Here is a 19,599-nt window from a genome sequence, read left to right on the forward strand (position 1 = left end):
GACTAAACCTCAAACGAATCCAATTGTTTAATCTCTTCTGTGCTCAACACTTTATCCAGATTTAATAAGATTAGTAGACGTTTTTCTAATTTAGCCACACCACGTAAATAGGTTGCTTCTACTCCGCCAACCACGGCTGGTGGCGGTTCGATTGCATTAACGGGAATATCAACCACGTCGTTTGCGGAATCAACAATAAGTCCAACTTCCAGTTCGTCTACAGCTACGATGATCACCCGCGTAGCTTCCGTGCATTCTGTTTCTGCCAATTGAAAACGACTACGTAAATCAATAATTGGAGTAACCACACCACGCAAATTGATAACACCCTTTACAAATTCAGGTGTACGTGGTACTCGGGTAATATGCTCCAGCTTCTCAATCGATTTCACCTGTTGAACCTCTACACCGTACTCTTCGTCTACCAAACGAAAAATAATTACTTTCACTTCTTCAGATGCTGCTTTCATATCCAACATACTCATGACCTCCTACCTACTTAATTAGGGCATTACAATCGAGAATTAATGCGACCTGTCCATCGCCTAATATCGTTGCTCCCGAAATAGCAAAGACATTTACTAGATACTTGCCTAGCGATTTCAGTACGATTTCTTGTTGTCCAATAAAGGAATCAACAACTAAACCAGCCATTTTTTCCCCTTTGCGAACAATAACGACAGCTACCTCATCCTCACGTGCTTTTCCGCTCGTAGGAATTTGGAAAATTTCTTGAAGAGACACAAGAGGTACAATGCGCCCTCGGAAGTCAATTACTTGTTGACGATGAGCCATCATGATTTCGCTTTTCTTGAAGACAGCAGTCTCAATAATGGAGCTTAACGGAACCGCATACTTTTCATTCTCAACCTGAACCAGCATTGCAGAGATAATAGAAAGAGTCAACGGTAGCTGAATACGGAAAACGGAGCCTTCATTTAACGCTGAATCCACTGACACGGAGCCACCCAACGATTCAATCTTGGTTTTAACAACATCAAGACCTACACCGCGTCCTGAAATGTCAGATACTACGTCAGCAGTACTAAATCCTGAGGAGAATAAAAGTTCGTATATCTGTCTATCCGCCATTGTTTCCGCAACAGCAGCACTTACTACTCCACGGCTAATCGCTTTGTTACGTACTTTATCCTTATCAATACCGGCTCCATCGTCACGTACTTCAATAAAGACGTGGTTACCGCTATGATACGCTTTTAGCTGAACAACACCCTCTTCTGGCTTGCCAGATTGTTTACGCTTCTCAGGAGACTCTAAACCATGGTCAATAGAGTTACGCAATAGGTGAACGAGCGGATCGCCAATCTCATCAATTACTGTTCGATCTAGCTCTGTTTCAGCCCCGAAAATCTCTAGGTTTACCTTCTTGTTTAATTCTTTAGCCAAATCTCGAACCATCCGAGGGAAGCGGTTGAATACCTGCTCTACTGGAACCATACGCATGGTTAGGATGATATTTTGTAAATCCCCGCTAATCCGACTCATATGTTCAACTGTCTCATGTAGTTCTGTTTTACCGATTTCTCTTGCTAACTGCTCTAAACGTCCGCGGTCGATAACTAGTTCGCTAAACAAATTCATTAAGATGTCTAGACGTTCAATATCGACACGGATGGTTTTGCTAGCAGCAGGTTTTTTAACCGGTGTAGCCGGAGTTGCTGGCTTTTGCTCTTGTTCAGGCTTAGCGACTTCTTTGACAGGAGCTGCCACAGCCACTTCCTTTTCACCATCTGCCAAGTCAATCTCTTCAATCAATACCTCCTCGATTTCAGAGATGTTGCTAATTGCTTTATGGATCTCTTCTAAAGATTTTGAAGTGATATAAACAACCTCAAAGGATTTATCAAATTTCTCGTTTTCAATCTCTTCTACAGAAGGAGTTGACTTGATCACTTCTCCATGGGTGTCAAATTGGTCAAACACCATATAAGCACGAGCTGCTTTTAGTACACATTCCGCTTGCAGGCTTACACGAATCCAGTACAAATTGTTCCCTGTTTCCTGCGATTGACGCATAATCGTGATCGCATAATCATCCAGCTGATAATCACGTGTTTCGGTTTGCACTTCTTCCACTTGGTCATTCGTTTCAGAATCAGAATCGGTACCTTCAGCCATTGTATCGGTAGGCTCAGGGGATGATTCGTTAAAATCTCCCGCCACAATTGAACGGAGAACTCCTACTAACGCGCTAACGTCAGCAGCACCATCTCCACCTTCCATGATGTTTTGAACCATACCTTCCATGATATCGACACTTTTGAAAATAACGTCCATAATGTCGCTTGTAATCATTAGCTTCTGATTACGAATCAAATCAAGTACGTTTTCCATTTCATGTGTTAGGCTGGCTAAATCTTCAAAGCCCATCGTTGCTGCCATTCCTTTTAAGGTATGGGCTGAACGAAAGATTTCATTAACGATTCCAATGTCATGCGGATCGGTCTCCAGAGACAACAGATTGGAGTTAATCGCCTGCAAATGTTCCTTGGACTCTTCAATAAACATATCAAGATATTGATTCATATCCATGTATATATAACCTCCCCCATCATGTTACGAGTCGAACTAACGTCTCCGCCATGTGGTCCAGTGGAACGATATGATCCGCTAATCCAGCTTGAATGGCTGCACGTGGCATTCCGAACACGACACAACTACTCTGATCTTCTATCAATCCTACGACGTGATGAGCTTCCTTCATCTGTCGTAGGCCCGCTGTTCCATCAGCTCCCATTCCAGTCAAAATGACCGCCCACTGCCTTGTATGCGTAAGTTTGCTCGCTGATTCAAACAAAACGTCAACGGACGGACGGTGACCGCCACGTGGCGCTTCTTGATGTAATGTAATGATGATTTTTCCACCGGATGGTTGCGTAGCTTCCATATGATAGCCCCCCGGTGCAATATAAGCTATACCTGCCTTCACTTCTTCCCCATCACTTGCTTCCTTTACTGTGATTTGGCACAAACTATCTAGACGTTGGGCTAAACTTTTTGTAAATCCAGGTGGCATGTGCTGCACGATTAATATCGGTGCTGGAAAAAAAGCAGGTATCTGAGTTAACAAAGTTTGCAAAGCACGAGGTCCTCCTGTTGAAGTTCCCAAAAACACAACTTTCGTCCCCGACTTATCCGGCAATTCCGTATGTTGCAATCCCATACTTTCTTTCGTAGGAGTTGGGAGGTGCTCACTCGTCTTTTCTGTTTGAAGTAGCTTCTTCTTTGGCTCTATCAGTGGTTTTTTAACAGGAGCTCTAGCCATTGGAGCTATTTGTTTATGCCTGATACGCCCCTTTGCTGCCGCAGCTTCCTTCACGATTTCGACAAGCTGTGTACCAACTTTATGAATATCTAAGGAAATAGGCCCAGAGGGTTTGCCAATAAAGTCAAAAGCACCTAACTCCAGCGCTTTTAAAGTGGCATCCGCTCCTTCTTTAGTCAAACTACTCAACATGACAACAGGCAAAGGATGCTCTACCATCAGTCTCTCTAATGTTGCAAGTCCATCCAAGATAGGCATTTCCACGTCAAGTGTAACCACATCTGGTTGTAGTTCCTTTACTTTTTCTAAGCATTCCATTCCATTTCGAGCACGAGCCACCACTTCAATGGTAGGATCGTTTGTCAAAATGTCAGAAATGACCTTGCGCATGAAAGCGGAATCGTCTGCCACTATTACTTTGATTTTCGTCATGTTACCGCTCCCTTCTAGTCACTTCAATCGTTTACACCATCTGTTACATCCAATTTCGTAATTTGGCAAGAAATCCTCTTAGTCCACCTTGCTCTTCCGGTTCTGTTGAAGAAGGATTGAGCTCGGCAGTATATTTTGCAGCCAGTTGGCGAATGCCTTTTGCCATCTGAGACTGTGGATAAACGAGTAAAAGGGGGTGCTGTTGCTTGACTGCCTTTGAGACATACGAGTCGTCCGGCAATATTCCAAGCATTCCTATAGGAAATTCTAAAAAGCGTTGGGCTACTGTAATCAGTTTATCAGCGGTTTGCTGACCTTCCCGTGTTGTTGAAGCACGATTTATAATTAACTTGATTTTAGCATCAGGTTTTTGTAAATGAACCATCTTCATCATTGCATACGCGTCAGTGATAGCTGGAGGCTCAGGTGTAGTCACCAGCAAAATTTCATCAGATGCCATTAGAAACTGTAGAGATTCTTTGCTGAGCCCAGCTCCTGTATCAAAAAGGATAATATCGGCATAACCTTGTAATTTTCCTAATTCATCAAAAACCTTACTCAATTCCCAATCTTGTAGCTGAGACATTTCACTAAAGCCTGAGCCACCTGCAATGAACTCCAAACCTTTAGGACCTTTTTCAATGATATCCCATACGGTATGGTCTGCTTCAAGAAGATGAAATAAATGTTTCTTAGGGGTAACTCCCATTAAAACGTCAAGATTAGCCAAGCCTAGATCAACATCAAATACAAGAACCTTCTTTCCTTGCTCCATGAGACCCAGGGCTAAATTAAGAGTGACATTTGATTTACCAACGCCACCCTTTCCGCTAGTAACGGCTACGAGTCGCGTTTTTCGTGTCTCTATATTATTTGCATCATGCATTTGCTGCTTTCGTTGAAACTGTTCTCGCAACTTTTGAGCCTGATCATGCATATGCCTCTTCCCCCACGATCAACTTGGTCAGTTTCTCCGTTGTGATGACTTCAATATCATCGGGAACATTTTGTCCTGTAGTCAAATAAGAAAGAGGAAGATCATATTGTTCGAGTAACGACAAGATTGGTCCGTAATGTAGCGTTTCATCAGCTTTCGTCAAAATAACCTGCGAGATAGGCACATCTTTAAACTGCTCTATGATTGCCTGCATGTCCGCAAATTTGGAAGTTAGACTCATGACTAGTAAATGCTCGCTCATTTCTTCCCATTGTAAATACTCTTTTATTTTACTCACAAATTCATCATTTCGATAGTTTCGTCCAGCTGTATCAATGAAAATAAGATCATAGCCCTGCATTTTGTCCAAGGCATTCTCCATTTCATTTGCAGAGAAAACAACTTCCAACGGCACATTTAAAATATTGGCATATGTCTTCAATTGCTCCACTGCTGCAATCCGATAAGTATCGGCAGTAATAAACCCTACCTTTCGCTTCTCTTTTAACATATGCCAGGCTGCCAGCTTGGCGATTGTTGTCGTTTTACCCACTCCTGTTGGTCCAAAAAAGAATAGATATTTTTGAGGGTTCCTAGTCTTCGAATCATCAGGAACATGCTTAGCTACTCGTTCTGCTATCCTGCGCTTCATTAGGTTATCTACTTCTTCTTGAGTAGCATGATAAGGATCAGGTAGCTCTAGTAAAATATCATGTAATAGAGTAGCAATCGTACTTTCCTGCATTTCATGTTGCAATAGCTTCTCTCGCCATTCTGCAAGCGATGGAGGTAATTGCTCGCTAGCCTGTTTAGCAAACAAGAGCTTGTGAAGCATTACTCTCATATCTTTAAGCTCCCCAATCATGTCGCGATATTCCTGCATACCTGTCGCTTGATCAAGCCGTTTTTCTTGCTGCATTTTTTCTGTAGGAACAGTAGCATCAGGCTGATTCATTGTTAACGAGGGTTCTAATCTCTGAGAACGATCTGGTAATGAAGACTCTCCTACAATAGGAGTAGAAGTCCCTTCACCCGATTGCGGTGCTATGAATTCCTTCCCTTCCTCTCGGTCTTGTACTAGAGGAACAGTATCTGGAGTTGAACTCGGTAAAACTGTGCCCAATTGCTGATTGGCATCTGCTAAGGTATGTATTGCTTGTTGGTAGCGGATGGCTGCAAGTGCCCCTGCCAATGACTTTGGTTGCTCCTCTTGTTGCACAAAATCCCCATCTTGTGCAGGAGTTACCAATAGCCCCTCTTTTGAATTTGTGTGAGGAGCTGCGTTGGGATGAGAAGCTGTTTGAATAACCTTGGGACGCTGTCCAACAGAGGATGGTTCATTTTTGTTAGGTGATTGGTACCCTTGTTTGCCTACAAATGAATTCCCATTCTCTTGCCTATCCAGTTTAGGAACGGAAGTAGCAGGCTTTACTGGAGCCTGCTTTTCTTCCTTGGTTTCCGCTGCTGCGATCACTTCGATTTGCTGTTTCCTAAACATCCCCATGAAGCCGCCTGTCTTAACTGGCTTCGTATTTAAAATGACAGCATCTTTCCCGAGTTCGACACGAATCTTTTCTAAGGCCTCTGGCATTGATTCAACCAAGTATCGTTTGACTTTCATTATACATTCACCACTCCTACACTCTGCACTTCAACATGAGGTTCTAATTCACTGTACGACAGAACAGGAATGTCAGGCAACATACGCTCCATCAATTGTCGTAAATACATGCGAGTCATAGGAGAAGACAGGATAACAGGCTGTTGACCCATGTTTACCATACGATTTACTTGCTCAGACACATTTTGGTAGATGCGCTGAGAGGTATCAGGGTCCATGGCTAAGTAACTGCCTTGTTCCGATTGCTCAACACTCTCGGAAATGGTTTTTTCCAAACTTGGCCCTGCTGTAATGACTCGGAGCGGTTCCCCAGGTTGCGTATACTGTAACGTAATTTGTCTAGCTAATGCCTGTCTCACATATTCGGTCAATACTTCTGGATCTTTGGAGAACATAGCGTGATCGGCCAAAGCTTCCAAAATGACAGGAAGATTACGAACCGAAATTTTTTCTTTCAATAATTTCTGTAGAACCTTCTGAACATCTCCAATCGAAAGTAAGGATGGGATTAATTCATCTACTAACACTGGTGCTGATTCACGTACGTTATCTATTAGCGCTCGTGTCTCTTGACGTCCAAGTAATTCATGAGCATGGCGTTTAATAATCTCTGTTAGATGCGTAGCAACTACAGATGGCGGATCGACAACCGTGTAGCCAGACAACTCAGCCATCTCTTTATTTTCTTCAGAGACCCAAAGAGCTGGTAGGCCAAACGCTGGTTCCATCGTTGGGATGCCCTCTACAGATTCATCTTCAAATCCAGGGCTCATTGCTAGATAGTGATCCATCAAAATCTCACCAGTTGCAATCACATTACCTTTAATTTTGATAATGTATTCATTCGGCTTTAGTTGAATGTTATCGCGAATACGAATAACAGGTACAACAAGTCCCAATTCAAGTGCGCACTGACGACGAATCATAATGACTCGATCGAGCAAATCTCCACCCTGCTTAGCATCTGCTAACGGAATTAATCCATAGCCAAATTCAAACTCAATGGGATCAACTTGTAGAAGATTAACCACACTTTCTGGACTTCGAACTTCTTCAAGCTGTTGCTCTTCTTCCTGTGTAAAGGATTCCGCTAATTCGCTCTTCTGCTGTTTCGTTAATTTCATTGCCGCAATAATTAATATGACTGCTACTACAGCTGTAGGAAGTAAGCTTATTGGTGTTAACAATCCGAGTAGAAGCATCGCTGCAGCAACTACGTACAGCAATTTAGGATGAGCAAACAATTGTTCTGTAATATCCTCTCCCAAACCACCTTCTGAAGAAGCACGTGTCACAATAATACCTGTTGCTGTCGAAATAAGTAGCGCAGGAATCTGGCTTACTAAGGCATCACCAATCGAAAGTAGTGTAAAGGTACTTAAAGCTTCCATAAAGCTTAATTTATGTATAGCTACCCCGATAATAAAACCACCAATAATATTGACGATAAAGATAACGATACCTGCAATAGCGTCCCCTTTTACGAATTTACTTGCCCCGTCCATGGAGCCGTAAAAGTCCGCTTCTCGCTCAATTTTACGACGGCGCTGTCTCGCATCTTGTTCACTAATCATTCCTGCATTTAGGTCTGCGTCAATACTCATTTGCTTCCCTGGCATCGCATCTAATGTAAAACGAGCAGCTACTTCTGCTACACGTTCCGAACCTTTTGTGATAACGATAAACTGGATGATGATCAAGATTAGGAATACAACAAAACCGATAACAGCGTTACCACCTACTACGAAATCTCCAAATGCTTCGATAACTGTACCACCCTGTCCAGTGGATAGAATGTTACGCGTAGTTGAAACATTTAGAGCCAACCGGAATAGTGTTGTTAATAGCAATAATGTAGGAAAGATGGAAAATTCCAGAGCCTCTTTGGTATACATCGAGACGAGCAGGATAACCAGGGCTAACGATATATTAACAATCAGTAGCATATCTAACAATCCGGATGGTAAAGGGATTACCATCATTACGACAATGCTTAACACGAAGATGATCATGCCCAACTGTTTTGCACCCATCTCGTCTCCTCCTTTCATCGTTTCACTTTACCTTGAAGTTTATAGACATAGGCCAATACCTCTGCTACCGCTTTGAACAGTTCCTCTGGGATTGTCTGTCCAATCTCCACTTGTGCGTATAATGCTCTGGCAAGTGGTTTGTTTTCCATGGTAACTATGCGATGCTCCTTGGCAATTTCCCGGATTTTCAGAGCTAAAAAATCCTGACCTTTAGCAATCACCGTCGGCGCCATCATTTCAGCAGAATCATACTTAATCGCTACCGCAAAGTGTGTCGGGTTGGTGATAATGACATCTGCGTTTGGAATTTCCTGCATCATACGGCGCATTGCCATCTGTCTTTGTCGTTCTTTAATTTTACTTTTAATGAGGGGGTCACCCTCCATTTTTTTATGTTCATCCTTAATGTCTTGTTTGGACATGCGCAGATTCTTTTCATATTCGAAGCGTTGATATAGATAATCAAGGAACGCTAAGATAACCAACAGCATACCGACTGAAATTCCCAACTTGACGACCTGCCAGCCCGTAAACTCTAGCACTGCTTCAAGTGTAGAAAAAGAAAGTCGTGGAATCTTATCCTTGATATCCCATAAGATCATGTAAACAACAATCATTCCTGCTGTGATCTTTAAAATAGATTTAAACAATTCAACAATGGTCCGCATCGAAAAGATTTTCTTAAATCCTTCGATTGGATTTAGTTTTTCTAGTTTAAATTGAATTGGTTCTAAAGAGAAAAGCACCCCGACTTGCAAATAGTTGACCACTAACGCGACCAACATGCAGACGCCAAACACCATACCCAGAATCTTGGCTGCCTCTTTGACGACCTGCAGGGTAATCACCTGAAGATTTTCAGCATTTACTTCCCAGGTCGCATAACTGCCCAACGATTCGCGTAGAATGCCTTCAAAGATGCCCAACATCCAAGAGCCAGCAATCATCAACAGAAAAAACACGGAGCTGATCATAAAAGCGGGAGCCAAATCTGAACTTTTAGCAACCTGCCCTTTTTTACGAGAATCCTGACGTTTTTGAGGAGTTGCTTTTTCTGTTTTTTCGCCGTTAAAAAATTGCAGATCTACTGTCACAAAAAAACGTGGATGACTCATCATGCTCCTCCCAAAATCCCGATCAATTCCGCCATGGCCTGAAACATCTTGGAAATATAATTACTGAGTACTAAAAAGAATCCAGGCATTATGAAAATGAGCATTAAAAAGCTAATTAACAGTTTCAAAGGTAAACCGACCACAAAGATATTAAATTGTGGCACCGTTTTGGCGATAATACCAAGAGAGAGGTCTACCAGAAATAAAGCAATGACTATCGGAATCGCCATCATGAAGGCACTCAAAAACATCTGCGAGAAAGCCTTTAGCATAAACTCTCCAAATGCTTCCGAAGAAAACGAGATTCCCAATTTGCTAATAGGGATTGTCTGATAGCTTTTGAGAATGCCTTGAATCATCAAATGATGTCCATTAATACTCAAAAAATATAAGGTAGCTAGGATTTCTTTCAAACGACCCGTGACTGGTACATAAGCACCCGTAGCAGGATCTACAACGTTAGCCATAGCTAAACCCATTTGCATATCCATGAGTCCACCCGCTACCCGTACAGCCGAAAACATGAGCTGTAACAAGAACCCCAATAACAAGCCCACGATCGTTTCTTTTACTACATAAGCAGCAAAAGTGATATCAAGCGGAATTTTATCCACAATGGGTACATAAGCAAAACTGATGAACGCCATAGCAGCAGCGAAGCCGATCTTAAACTGGTTAGGCATACCGCGTTGCGTAAATAGTGGAGCCGATACCACAAAGGATATAATTCGCACAAATACCAGCAGGTACATGGGCAAGAACGTTTCAATCAGTTGCATATTCTACCCCACAAATCTGTACAGGTTACCCATGATATTTGCTGTAAATTCAATGACAATACGTAGCATCCACGGCCCAAAAATAAGCAAGGAAAGAAACACAGCCACGATCTTCGGAATGAACGCCAACGTTTGTTCTTGAATTTGTGTTGTTGCCTGAAAAATACTCACCATTAGCCCGACTAACAACGCAATTCCCAAAATAGGGGCAAGCACGATCAATATGGTATATACCGAGGATTGCGCAATTTGTAAGATCATATCTGATGTCATGTTTCATCAGGCCTCCTAGAAGCTTAAAAAGAGTGATTTCACAACGAGATACCAACCGTCCACCATGATAAACAACAGGATTTTAAACGGTAGTGAAATCATGACAGGTGGAAGCATCATCATCCCCATACCCATCAAAATACTAGCGACAATCATATCGATAACCAAAAATGGAATAAACAACATAAAACCGATTTGAAAAGCTGTTTTTAATTCGCTGATTGCAAAAGCAGGAACCAAGGCTACAAGAGATACATCTTCAATTGACTTTGGTTTTTCAGATTTCGAGTATTGTAAAAATAACGCTAAATCCTTTTGTCTAGTCTGCTTTAGCATAAACGATTTTAACGGAGTAACTGCTTTATCTAATGCTTGTTGCTCCGTGATTTTTCCCTCCATAAACGGTTTTACTGCGGTATCATTAATGGTTTGAAATGTAGGTGCCATGACGAAGAAAGTTAGGAACAACGCCATGCCCACAATCACCTGGTTAGGTGGCATTTGTTGAGTAGCCAATGCGGTACGTACAAACGACAACACCACTACAATACGCGTAAAGCAAGTCATTAAAATTAAGATGCTTGGCGCTAAGGCTAGAACCGTAAACATTAACAGCAATTGAATAGAAGAAGCCGTTTTCTCGGGACTATCTGCTCCCCCACCGATTTTAAACTCTACCTGTGGAATTTTGTTCAAAAGCCCCGCTGCATCTGATGTACTTGCTTCAGCAACTTGTGTATAGGTCATCAAACAAAGAAACGTTGCACATATTAATAGAAGTGGCAAAAATCTGTTCATGACTAATCCCCTTTGCGGCGGTTCTGTTCCCATTGATTCTTTTGTTGCTCCGCATGGGAGACTTCCCGCCACTGTTCGTCCAGTAGCTGATCAAAAGAGGCATCTGTTTGTTGAGTGTACGTGGATGTAGTCTTAGATTGTGCTTGAAACAAATGACCAAGCTTATTCCATGACCAGTCAGGAGCTGTTTTATTCTCGATATCGGCTAAAATAACATCCAACTCATCGCCGGGTGGAATCTGGCGAATAAGCTGAATATTATCCCCTACACCTAACACATATAGCGAGTCGCCAATCATCACCAATTGAATGGACTTACCTGTTCCAAGAGAATAGCCTCCTACAGTGCGAAATGGACCACTTTCTCGAAAACCTCCAGCTTGTCTCTTTCCTAACCATTTGAATAAGAGATAGATTAGCCCGACAACGACTGCCAATGAAAAGACGATTTGGACCACATATCCAAGAATACTAGGGCTTTTTGGAACTGGAGAATCCGTAGATAACTCTCCCCCAGTCCCTTGTTTTCCCTGTTTTGCATCCTGCTGTAACCAGTCAAAAGCCGATCCTTCTGTCTGTTTCGCCTCCGCATAACTAACTGTTGGTGAAGGCGCTACTACAGCAAAAACTAGTAACATTGCCACGAACAAACTACGAATGTTCATTGCATTCATAATCGTTTAGCTCAACGTCTTTTTGATGGCTTCGATTACTCGATCCGCTTGGAAAGGTTTTACGATAAAGTCTTTCGCACCAGCCTGAATAGCGTCGATAACCATGGATTGTTGTCCCATTGCGGAACACATGATAACACGAGCATTAGGATCCATCTTGCGAATTTCCTTCAAAGCTGTGATACCATCCATTTCTGGCATTGTAATATCCATGGTTACTAAATCAGGACCTAATTCCTTATACTTTTCAACTGCTTGCGCACCATCGCTCGCTTCCCCAACTACCGTAAAACCATTTTTCGTCAAGATTTCCTTTACCATCATTCTCATAAATGCTGCATCATCCACGATTAACACTTTGTTAGACATCCTACTGTTCCTCCTTAAAGAAATCTGCTTATTGTAACTTCTGTACACGATCCCATTGACTAATAATATCGGTTACACGCACTCCGAAGTTTTCGTCAATGACAACGACTTCACCTTTTGCGATCAGCTTGTTGTTGACTAATATATCAACAGGCTCGCCCGCTAATTTGTCCAACTGAATAATAGAACCAGCAGACATCTCTAGTATATCGCGAATTAGTTTTTTTGTACGACCCAACTCAACAGTTACCTGAAGCGGAATATCCAATAGCAATCCTAGGTTCTGCTCATCTGGTTGAGCAACATTATTCCCCTGGAATGGTGTAAATTGTGCTGGTTGAACATTTGCTGCCGCTACCTGTGAGTTAACCGCTCCCCCAGCCTGTTGCGGAGACTGCGCATATGGTTGTGGATACGGCGGATATGGATACGGATATGGTGCATACCCTTGATTTGGTGGGTAGCCATATGGTGCTGGTTGCGGTGGATACGGATGCGGTGGTTGTTGTTCATAACCGCTCGGAGCCGCACTCATCGGCATACCAGGTGCTTGTTCCATTACTGGTGGTTGAGGCGCTGATGCTGGCATTGGCGCTTCTGTTGCTGCTACAGGTGTTGCTTGCGGAGTTGCAGCTGGTTTTCCAAAATCCATAGAAGATTCATGCATGATAGAAGCTGTTGCTGATGTTTCAACCATCTCCGGTCCTTCACTTCCCATCAAACGACTAATCATTTGTTTGGCAAAATCAATTGGTAAAAGCTGCATAATATTAGAATCAATTAGCTCTCCTTGATCTCCAACCTTAATTTGGAAGGAGATTTTGACAAGCTCCTCACCACTAGGCAATCCTTCTTCTCCTTGGCCATTCTGTAAATCCATCATATCAATCCCAGGAGGAGAAATGTTGACTAATTGATTAAAAATGGTCGACATTGAGGTTGCCGCAGAACCCATCATTTGGTTCATCGCTTCCTGCACAGCACTCAAATGCATTTCTGATAGCTCAAGCCCGCTATTTCGACCATCGCCACCCATCATTAAATCTGCAATGACAGAGGCATCTGCTACCTTAATAACAAGCATGTTGATACCTTGAAATCCATCCGTATATTCAACATGCACCGCAACATGAGGTCGTGGAAATTCATCGACTAACTCACTTCTCTTCACGATGGAGACTGTTGGTGTCGTAATATCTACCTTTTGACTTAACAGAGTAGATAACGCGGTTGCTGCACTGCCAAACGAAATATTACCGATTTCGCCTAAAGCATCTTGCTCAAAGGGAGAGAGATATTCATCAACATCAGGGATGTTGTTCTCCACTTGCGTTGGCTCCTCAGAGAGGTTATCGTTGGCTTTTAGCAAGGCATCAATCTCTTCTTGAGACAACATATCTCTACTCATAGTTTTCCTCCCCCTCCTCTATCACTTCATCGATTTGTACAGCTACCTTACCTTTTAATGTACCTGGCTGCCCGTAGAATTTTAGGCAATCGCCCACTTTGATATGTAATCTGTTATCGATGGTTTGGTCCAATTGAATGACATCACCTTGTGTTAGTTGTAAAAATTCTCGTACGGTGATGGTGCTTGTTCCTAGTTCCGCACAAATCGGCAATTTAGCAGTTTTGACTTGATCTTCTAAAAGCTGTCTTTCTGCTTCATCTCGTTGTCGTCGCTGTGTTGAGAACCAGTATTGCCCAGATAATTTTGGCATGATCGGTTCTAATACCACGTGCGGCAAGCAAAGATTAATCATGCCTGTCGTATCACCAATCTTGGTGCTAAAGGAAATAACAGCAACAATTTCATTAGGTGAAACAATCTGCATAAATTGCGGATTCATTTCCAGAACTTCCAAATATGGATCTAATTCAATAATTTGCTTCCAAGCTTCGTGAAAACTATCTAGCGCCTTGCTGAAGACGCGTTCCATTACGGTCGTTTCAATCTCGGTCAATGCTCCCATTTTATCAGGGATCATTCCTTGACCGCCCAATAATCGATCCAACATCGCATAAGCGATATTTGGATTTACTTCCATTACCATTCTACCTTCTAAAGGCGGTGCCTCAAAGATATTTAGGATGGTCATTTTCGGTATAGATCGGATAAATTCGTCGTATGGCAACTGGTCAACAGAGGCGACATTAATTTGCACGAAGGTCCGAAGCTGCGCTGAAAAATAGGTAGTTAAGAGTCTGGCATAATTCTCGTGAATTCGCGTCAGTCCACGGATCTGATCCTTAGAGAAGCGAAGCGCTCGTTTAAAATCGTATACCTTGATTTTTTTCTCAGCGTCTTCTTTTTTTAGTTCATTAGCATCCATTTCTCCAGAGGAAAGAGCAGCTAATAACGCGTCTATCTCACTTTGTGAAAGTACCTCGGCCATGGCGGTCACCTCCTTTTGCGCTTTGTTTCATCCCACTCATCGTTTTTTCCCATCTCTTATGTCTTTTTTAGGTTAGTCGTGCTAACGAGAATGATTCTACCATCTTGCATAATTGTATTAACATCATTTAGAACTTTGGCCTCAAGCTTGTTAATGCCTTCCGTTCCTTTTAAATCTTCTGGAGTCAATCCAGCCAAGCTTTTAATGATGACCTGCTTTACTTGCGGCAATCTTTTTTCTAGTTCAGCTTTACCATTTTTACCATCTGCTGTAATGCTAAAGCGTACCACCACAAAGTTATTGGTTAAAAGATTGGTGGTAATGTCTTCGGTATCTACCGAGTATTCCTTCATTTCATCTGCATTTAATGCCTTAACTACCTCAGCTCCATTAGCTGGTTTCGATGGAGCAAACGTGTACATGTACATAAAGAATGCTGCCACACCTAACAGAGTGATAGCAATTAAAATAATAAGTGCCATATTTACTAATTTATTTTGAAACATAGCGGCCTCCCGTTATTAGCTAGATTCACTTGGTTGCTCAAGCGTCTTTGCCAAATACGATTCCTGATAAAACTGCTTCATTTGAAGAATGATGTCTTCGACTGTCTCTTTGACCAGATACTTCTTCCCAGTGGTTAAGGTAATAATGGTATCTGGTGTTGCTTCTACTACTTCAATATGAACCGCGTTTAAATAAAATGTATTTCCGTTAAACCGGGTCAAGCGAATCATCGAACGACTCCTTTCAAAGGTGGTAGAGGAGGAGAAATTCCTCCTCATACCTTATCGTTGTGATGCTTATAATTATTTCTAATTACTGTTTGTTACCTATCGTTTTAGGTTCACCAGTTCTTCCAAAACACTATCGGAAGTTGTAATGATACGTGAATTTGCTTGGAACCCACGCTGTGCAACAATCATTTCAGTGAACTCTTCACTAAGGTCTACGTTAGACATTTCAAGTTGACCGGAGATGACTTTGCTATTCGCTTCGGTTGGATTGGTTATTTCATTTCCTGTATTTCCTGAAGCTACGGTTGTTTGATACAGGGAACCACCTATCTTTTCCAATCCACCTGGATTGGATACAACTGCTATCCCAATTGTAGCAATTTCCTCAACTTGTTGGTCTTTAGTAACTCCTATGACTCTACCATCCGCCCCAATTGAATACGAAACGTAGGTTTCTCTGTCAATCTTAATAGGTGCACCATCAGCATCTAATAATCGAAGTCCCTGTGGATTAACAAGCTCCCCTTCAACATCACGTACAAATTCACCAGCACGTGTTAAATATCTAGTATCTTCGCCATCCGATACTACAAAAAATCCATCACCTTCAATAGATAAATCAGATGAAAGCCCTGTCGTTTGAGGACTCCCCACAGAATGAACCACATCGATAGAAGCTACTTTACTTCCCAACCCTACTTGCATCGGGTTAACACTTCCTCTTGTTTCGGAAGTTCCTGATTCACTACCAACCTTTTGGCTCAAAATATCCTGGAACATTACACGGCTTTTCTTAAAACCAACCGTATTCACGTTGGCAATATTATTACCAATTACATCTAATTTTGTTTGAAAACCCTTCATGCCGGATACACCGGAATACATCGAACGAATCATTAATAAACCTCCCTGTTTTTTAAAGTTTGGATTACCTCAGTCATTTGGCAATCCGTGGGCTTCCTACATGAGGGCCGGCCCTATTTATACAAAGACTGCACTGTCAATATTGGTAAATACATTTTCCTTCATTCGACTTTCATCCATAGCCGTAATTACCTTGTGATTAGAGATGCTTACGACATAGGCGACATTATCCATTAAGATTAGGGACTCTCGTGCTCCTTTGTCCCTCGCCTTTTGAAATCCACTCTCCAGCCGTTGCATATCTTCTGGTTGCAACTCGATTCCACTCTCTCGCATCCGCTGTACAGCATGTTGACTAAAGGAGAGAGCTTTTGGAGAGGAGCTCTGCTGGGTCGTTAAGGAATCAGAAAGCCATTGATCAAACGGCTTAGTCGTTGGTTGCGAAGCCCCCGTCTGCTTAGGAGTGGAGAGCCGCGAAGGATAATAGGTGCTTCCTACACGTATGTGATGGTTCAAAGCTATCCCTCCATCCTTATACCCTTTATGCGTTCAGGTCTACGCGAGATGCTCCCAGCCTTGTATTGCTTTCACGTTCACCTTCGAGAACACTGTCAAAGGAAGCCTCTGCTTGCTCGTTCTGTGCACCTTGATCCTGAGATTGCTCACGAGCCTGCTGACCGCCATTCTCCTTGCCCTGATCAAAAGAGAATGGAGTGGAATTATTTTGTTGGCTTACTTCCAACTTATCCACTTGTATTCCCTGTTGGGCAAAAGCGGTTCTGAGTTGAGCCATTTGTTGATCCAGCATGTCTTTACCGTGCTTGGAGTCTGCAATAAAGTGAGCGGTTATCACACCATTGTGTGAGCTAATGCGCACATCAACTTTACCAAGCTCCTGTGGATACAAGATTAGTTTCGCTTCCGTAACCCCTTGGAGTGTACCCACTTTCAGCTGACGGACAAATATATCCGTAACCTGTTGTGGCATTTGTTCTGCTCGAACAGGGAAGCTTTTCATTTCTGATGCTGTTCCTGCTTGTTTTTGTACCGGAGTAGTTGAAATGTTCTCCACTTGGAGTTGAGTTGTCGAGTCGACATCAGCTGTCTCCGGATTCATAGCTACTGGTGCGATCGCTTCCTGTAATGTAGATTGGAACGATTTCACCTGAATGCCCGCTTCCTGTCCATATTGGCTCAATGCATGATGAACGCGAACCGGTTGCATTTGGGTAGAAATTTGATTTGAAACCTCTACTCGATTAGCTGTAGTAGGAGTCAACTGCTTTTTCAATTGAGGAGTAACCATTACGGATTGTTGCTCTTCAAGAACCCCATCCTTTTGTAAAGAAATCCCCATTTGTCCCAACGTTTTTTGCACAGTTTCAAGCAATTTTTGATAATCTCCTTTTGCCTGATCAGGTGTCATCGTCGGTAGTTTCTGCAACAAATCAGTTAATTTGTTAGCATCTTCCGTAGACATTCCTTGAGCTGTCAAAGCTTGAAGTAAGGTTTGTTTTCCCTCAGCCGTTGTAAGTGTGATGATTGGAAGCTTGCCTCCAGAAGCTTCTTCAGCTTGTCCATCCCCATTGCTGATTTGCTGTTCTTGTGGCAAGAGCATCTGTTGATTGGTTCCTAGCAACTGCTGAAGCATCGCCATAAGGTCTCCTAATGCACTTGCATCTTCTTCAGAAAGACCAGGAAATTCCACTTCAGCCATGTTAGTAAAGGCTCCAACCGCTAGGCCTAATTGCAAAGAAAAAACTCCTTGTTCTTGGCCGGCTACAGAAGCTTGTCCTCCATTTAATGCAGGAGTAGCTCCTGTCGTACCAGTTCCCATAGGCGTTACAGTTTGCATGTTTCCAATATTCATCTAATCACCTCCTATATAATTTCGTTGCTATGTAAACGATGAAGAACATTTGTACTTCATCGAGGCAACGCATTCGTTAAGCGCGCTGCTAATTCGGGGTTTGACTTGCTAATTTCACCTAATAACTCGCCCCGTTTATTGTCAGATACTTGTCCCAGTACACTTAAAGCGCGTTCTGTATTGATTTTATACAATGAGATTAAAATTTTAGATGCATCTCCTGTATTCATTGACTCAAAGCTTTTATTTAATCTCTCTGCATCTATTTTGCTTGATTCTCTAGTTTCACTTAAGGCTTTCGTTAAAATTTGGACCCGCTGTTGTAGTGCAGCGATGTCATCATCTTTTGAAATTTGATTATCCTTAAGTAGGATAGAAATATCCGCAGCCTTCTTCGGGTCCATCTTCGCCAACAGCTGAGCCTGTTCGTCCGTTTTCATCTTTGAAAGAACAACAACGGCTTCTTCCTTGCTAAGGTTCCCTACGATCGCAGCAGCATTTTTAGCCGACATAGAACTATAGATCTTAGCTAAATCCTGAAACTGCTTTTGTCTTTCTTCCTCTTTTATGCGGTTTTCTTCAGTTGTTTTTTGTAAATTAACAATTTGTTTTTGCAAAGCCGCAATCGTGGTATCTTTTTGACTTACTTCTTTTTGCAATTGTTCAGCGGCCTGTTTACTTTTCGTTGCTTCCTCATTTACCTGAGCCTTTGCTGGTTCTGTTTTGTTATCCTCTACCGTTTGACTAGTTGGTGCATCGTCTGGTATTAGCTTTTCTACATATGGAACGCTATTTAGCCAATCTTTTACGCTTCCCACGACATTGTAGCCAAGGAGGCTTGCCAAGATTCCAGCTAACAAACTAGCAAATAAGGCAGGAATAACAATGATGTATAAGAGCCACTCTAGCCTGTTATACTCGCGTTCCTCCTGGATTTCCTCTTCCATGAAGACGCCTCCTTTCACCCCTGCTTCAATTGTCGGCGGAATCGATTCGTACCGATCTCATCCATTTCTTTTTGTTCTACCTGGTTTTGCCATTCTATATACTTGGTTTGAGCTTTATCACGCAGGGTTGACCATAGCTTGGATTCTTGCAAATGGAAATGCAATTTTTCCTTGCATCGTTCGATTTCTTTATCACAACCAATAATGCGACGCTTTTGCGTGGCAATCTGGCGGTCTACTACCTGCTGAAATCTCGTAACGGCTAATAAATCTGATGCGCTGCATGCATCATGTTGCATATCCACAAGCGAATCGGACATATCATTTCGCTTATCAACAAGTCGGTATAGCTTTTGCTCTTCTTGTTGCTTTTGTTGTACCGATCGACCAAATGCCCATTGTGCTTGTTCTGTTTCTTTTTCCTTTAAATCAAGTACTTTTTGCATATGAAAGCGAAAAGGCTTCACG

21 protein-coding genes are annotated in these 19,599 nt (G+C 42.3%); all 21 read right to left on the bottom strand.

What is annotated here, in order from left to right; all coding sequences use genetic code 11:
- Window positions 1-2: 2 nt before the first annotated feature.
- Entirely contained in the window at window positions 3-479 is a 477-nt protein-coding gene (locus tag BrL25_RS01815; protein WP_018670844.1) for a chemotaxis protein CheW, read from the bottom strand.
- Between the two features lie 16 nt (window positions 480-495).
- The gene (locus BrL25_RS01820; RefSeq protein ID WP_018670843.1) at window positions 496-2,553 is read right to left on the bottom strand and encodes a chemotaxis protein CheA; all 2,058 of its coding nucleotides are present in this window, start codon (window positions 2,551-2,553) and stop codon (window positions 496-498) included.
- Window positions 2,554-2,572: 19 nt separating this feature from the next.
- A complete protein-coding gene (locus tag BrL25_RS01825) occupies window positions 2,573-3,718 on the bottom strand; it encodes a protein-glutamate methylesterase/protein-glutamine glutaminase (RefSeq protein WP_018670842.1) in 1,146 nt (381 codons plus the stop codon).
- A gap of 43 nt (window positions 3,719-3,761) precedes the next feature.
- Complete coding sequence (locus tag BrL25_RS01830; RefSeq protein ID WP_018670841.1) at window positions 3,762-4,655, bottom strand: MinD/ParA family protein; 894 nt, start codon at window positions 4,653-4,655, stop codon at window positions 3,762-3,764.
- Window positions 4,648-6,276, bottom strand: a complete 1,629-nt coding sequence (gene flhF, locus BrL25_RS01835; protein ID WP_018670840.1) for a flagellar biosynthesis GTPase FlhF — start codon at window positions 6,274-6,276, stop codon at window positions 4,648-4,650. The genes BrL25_RS01830 and flhF overlap by 8 nt, the downstream gene beginning before the upstream one ends.
- Window positions 6,276-8,309, bottom strand: a complete 2,034-nt coding sequence (gene flhA, locus BrL25_RS01840; RefSeq protein WP_018670839.1) for a flagellar biosynthesis protein FlhA — start codon at window positions 8,307-8,309, stop codon at window positions 6,276-6,278. The genes flhF and flhA overlap by 1 nt, the downstream gene beginning before the upstream one ends.
- 14 nt (window positions 8,310-8,323) lie before the next feature.
- The gene (gene flhB / locus BrL25_RS01845; protein WP_018670838.1) at window positions 8,324-9,424 is read right to left on the bottom strand and encodes a flagellar biosynthesis protein FlhB; all 1,101 of its coding nucleotides are present in this window, start codon (window positions 9,422-9,424) and stop codon (window positions 8,324-8,326) included.
- Window positions 9,424-10,203 (bottom strand): flagellar biosynthetic protein FliR, encoded by a 780-nt coding sequence (gene fliR, locus BrL25_RS01850; RefSeq protein ID WP_018670837.1) that lies wholly within the window; start codon window positions 10,201-10,203, stop codon window positions 9,424-9,426. Before fliR ends, flhB begins: the two co-directional genes overlap by 1 nt.
- Window positions 10,204-10,206: 3 nt before the next feature.
- Window positions 10,207-10,476 (bottom strand): flagellar biosynthesis protein FliQ, encoded by a 270-nt coding sequence (gene fliQ / locus BrL25_RS01855; protein ID WP_003336924.1) that lies wholly within the window; start codon window positions 10,474-10,476, stop codon window positions 10,207-10,209.
- Between the two features lie 15 nt (window positions 10,477-10,491).
- Window positions 10,492-11,274: a flagellar type III secretion system pore protein FliP gene (gene fliP / locus BrL25_RS01860; RefSeq protein WP_018670836.1), complete on the bottom strand. Its 783-nt coding sequence runs from the start codon at window positions 11,272-11,274 to the stop codon at window positions 10,492-10,494.
- Between the two features lie 2 nt (window positions 11,275-11,276).
- Window positions 11,277-11,948: a flagellar biosynthetic protein FliO gene (locus BrL25_RS01865; RefSeq protein WP_018670835.1), complete on the bottom strand. Its 672-nt coding sequence runs from the start codon at window positions 11,946-11,948 to the stop codon at window positions 11,277-11,279.
- Window positions 11,949-11,954: 6 nt separating this feature from the next.
- Window positions 11,955-12,317 (bottom strand): response regulator, encoded by a 363-nt coding sequence (locus BrL25_RS01870; RefSeq protein WP_018670834.1) that lies wholly within the window; start codon window positions 12,315-12,317, stop codon window positions 11,955-11,957.
- A gap of 28 nt (window positions 12,318-12,345) precedes the next feature.
- Window positions 12,346-13,725 (bottom strand): flagellar motor switch phosphatase FliY, encoded by a 1,380-nt coding sequence (gene fliY, locus BrL25_RS01875; protein WP_018670833.1) that lies wholly within the window; start codon window positions 13,723-13,725, stop codon window positions 12,346-12,348.
- Window positions 13,718-14,713: a flagellar motor switch protein FliM gene (gene fliM / locus BrL25_RS01880; protein WP_018670832.1), complete on the bottom strand. Its 996-nt coding sequence runs from the start codon at window positions 14,711-14,713 to the stop codon at window positions 13,718-13,720. Before fliM ends, fliY begins: the two co-directional genes overlap by 8 nt.
- Before the next feature lie 56 nt (window positions 14,714-14,769).
- Entirely contained in the window at window positions 14,770-15,219 is a 450-nt protein-coding gene (locus BrL25_RS01885; protein ID WP_018670831.1) for a flagellar basal body-associated FliL family protein, read from the bottom strand.
- A gap of 15 nt (window positions 15,220-15,234) precedes the next feature.
- Window positions 15,235-15,450 (bottom strand): flagellar FlbD family protein, encoded by a 216-nt coding sequence (locus BrL25_RS01890; protein ID WP_018670830.1) that lies wholly within the window; start codon window positions 15,448-15,450, stop codon window positions 15,235-15,237.
- Window positions 15,451-15,546: 96 nt separating this feature from the next.
- Complete coding sequence (gene flgG / locus BrL25_RS01895) at window positions 15,547-16,347, bottom strand: flagellar basal body rod protein FlgG (protein ID WP_018670829.1); 801 nt, start codon at window positions 16,345-16,347, stop codon at window positions 15,547-15,549.
- An 84-nt stretch (window positions 16,348-16,431) separates the two neighbouring features.
- On the bottom strand, window positions 16,432-16,830 hold the full coding sequence (locus BrL25_RS01900) for a TIGR02530 family flagellar biosynthesis protein (RefSeq protein WP_018670828.1): 399 nt from the start codon (window positions 16,828-16,830) through the stop codon (window positions 16,432-16,434).
- Window positions 16,831-16,855: 25 nt separating this feature from the next.
- Window positions 16,856-18,184 carry a flagellar hook-length control protein FliK gene (locus tag BrL25_RS01905; protein WP_018670827.1) on the bottom strand — a complete coding sequence of 443 codons (1,329 nt, stop codon included), beginning with the start codon at window positions 18,182-18,184 and terminating at the stop codon, window positions 16,856-16,858.
- Between the two features lie 56 nt (window positions 18,185-18,240).
- A complete protein-coding gene (locus BrL25_RS01910; RefSeq protein ID WP_018670826.1) occupies window positions 18,241-19,131 on the bottom strand; it encodes a MotE family protein in 891 nt (296 codons plus the stop codon).
- A 14-nt stretch (window positions 19,132-19,145) separates the two neighbouring features.
- Window positions 19,146-19,598, bottom strand: a complete 453-nt coding sequence (gene fliJ / locus BrL25_RS01915; RefSeq protein ID WP_018670825.1) for a flagellar export protein FliJ — start codon at window positions 19,596-19,598, stop codon at window positions 19,146-19,148.
- Between the last annotated feature and the right edge of the window lies 1 nt (window position 19,599).

The sequence above is a fragment of the Brevibacillus laterosporus DSM 25 genome (assembly GCF_002706795.1).
Taxonomy (GTDB): Bacteria; Bacillota; Bacilli; order Brevibacillales; family Brevibacillaceae; genus Brevibacillus_B; species Brevibacillus_B laterosporus.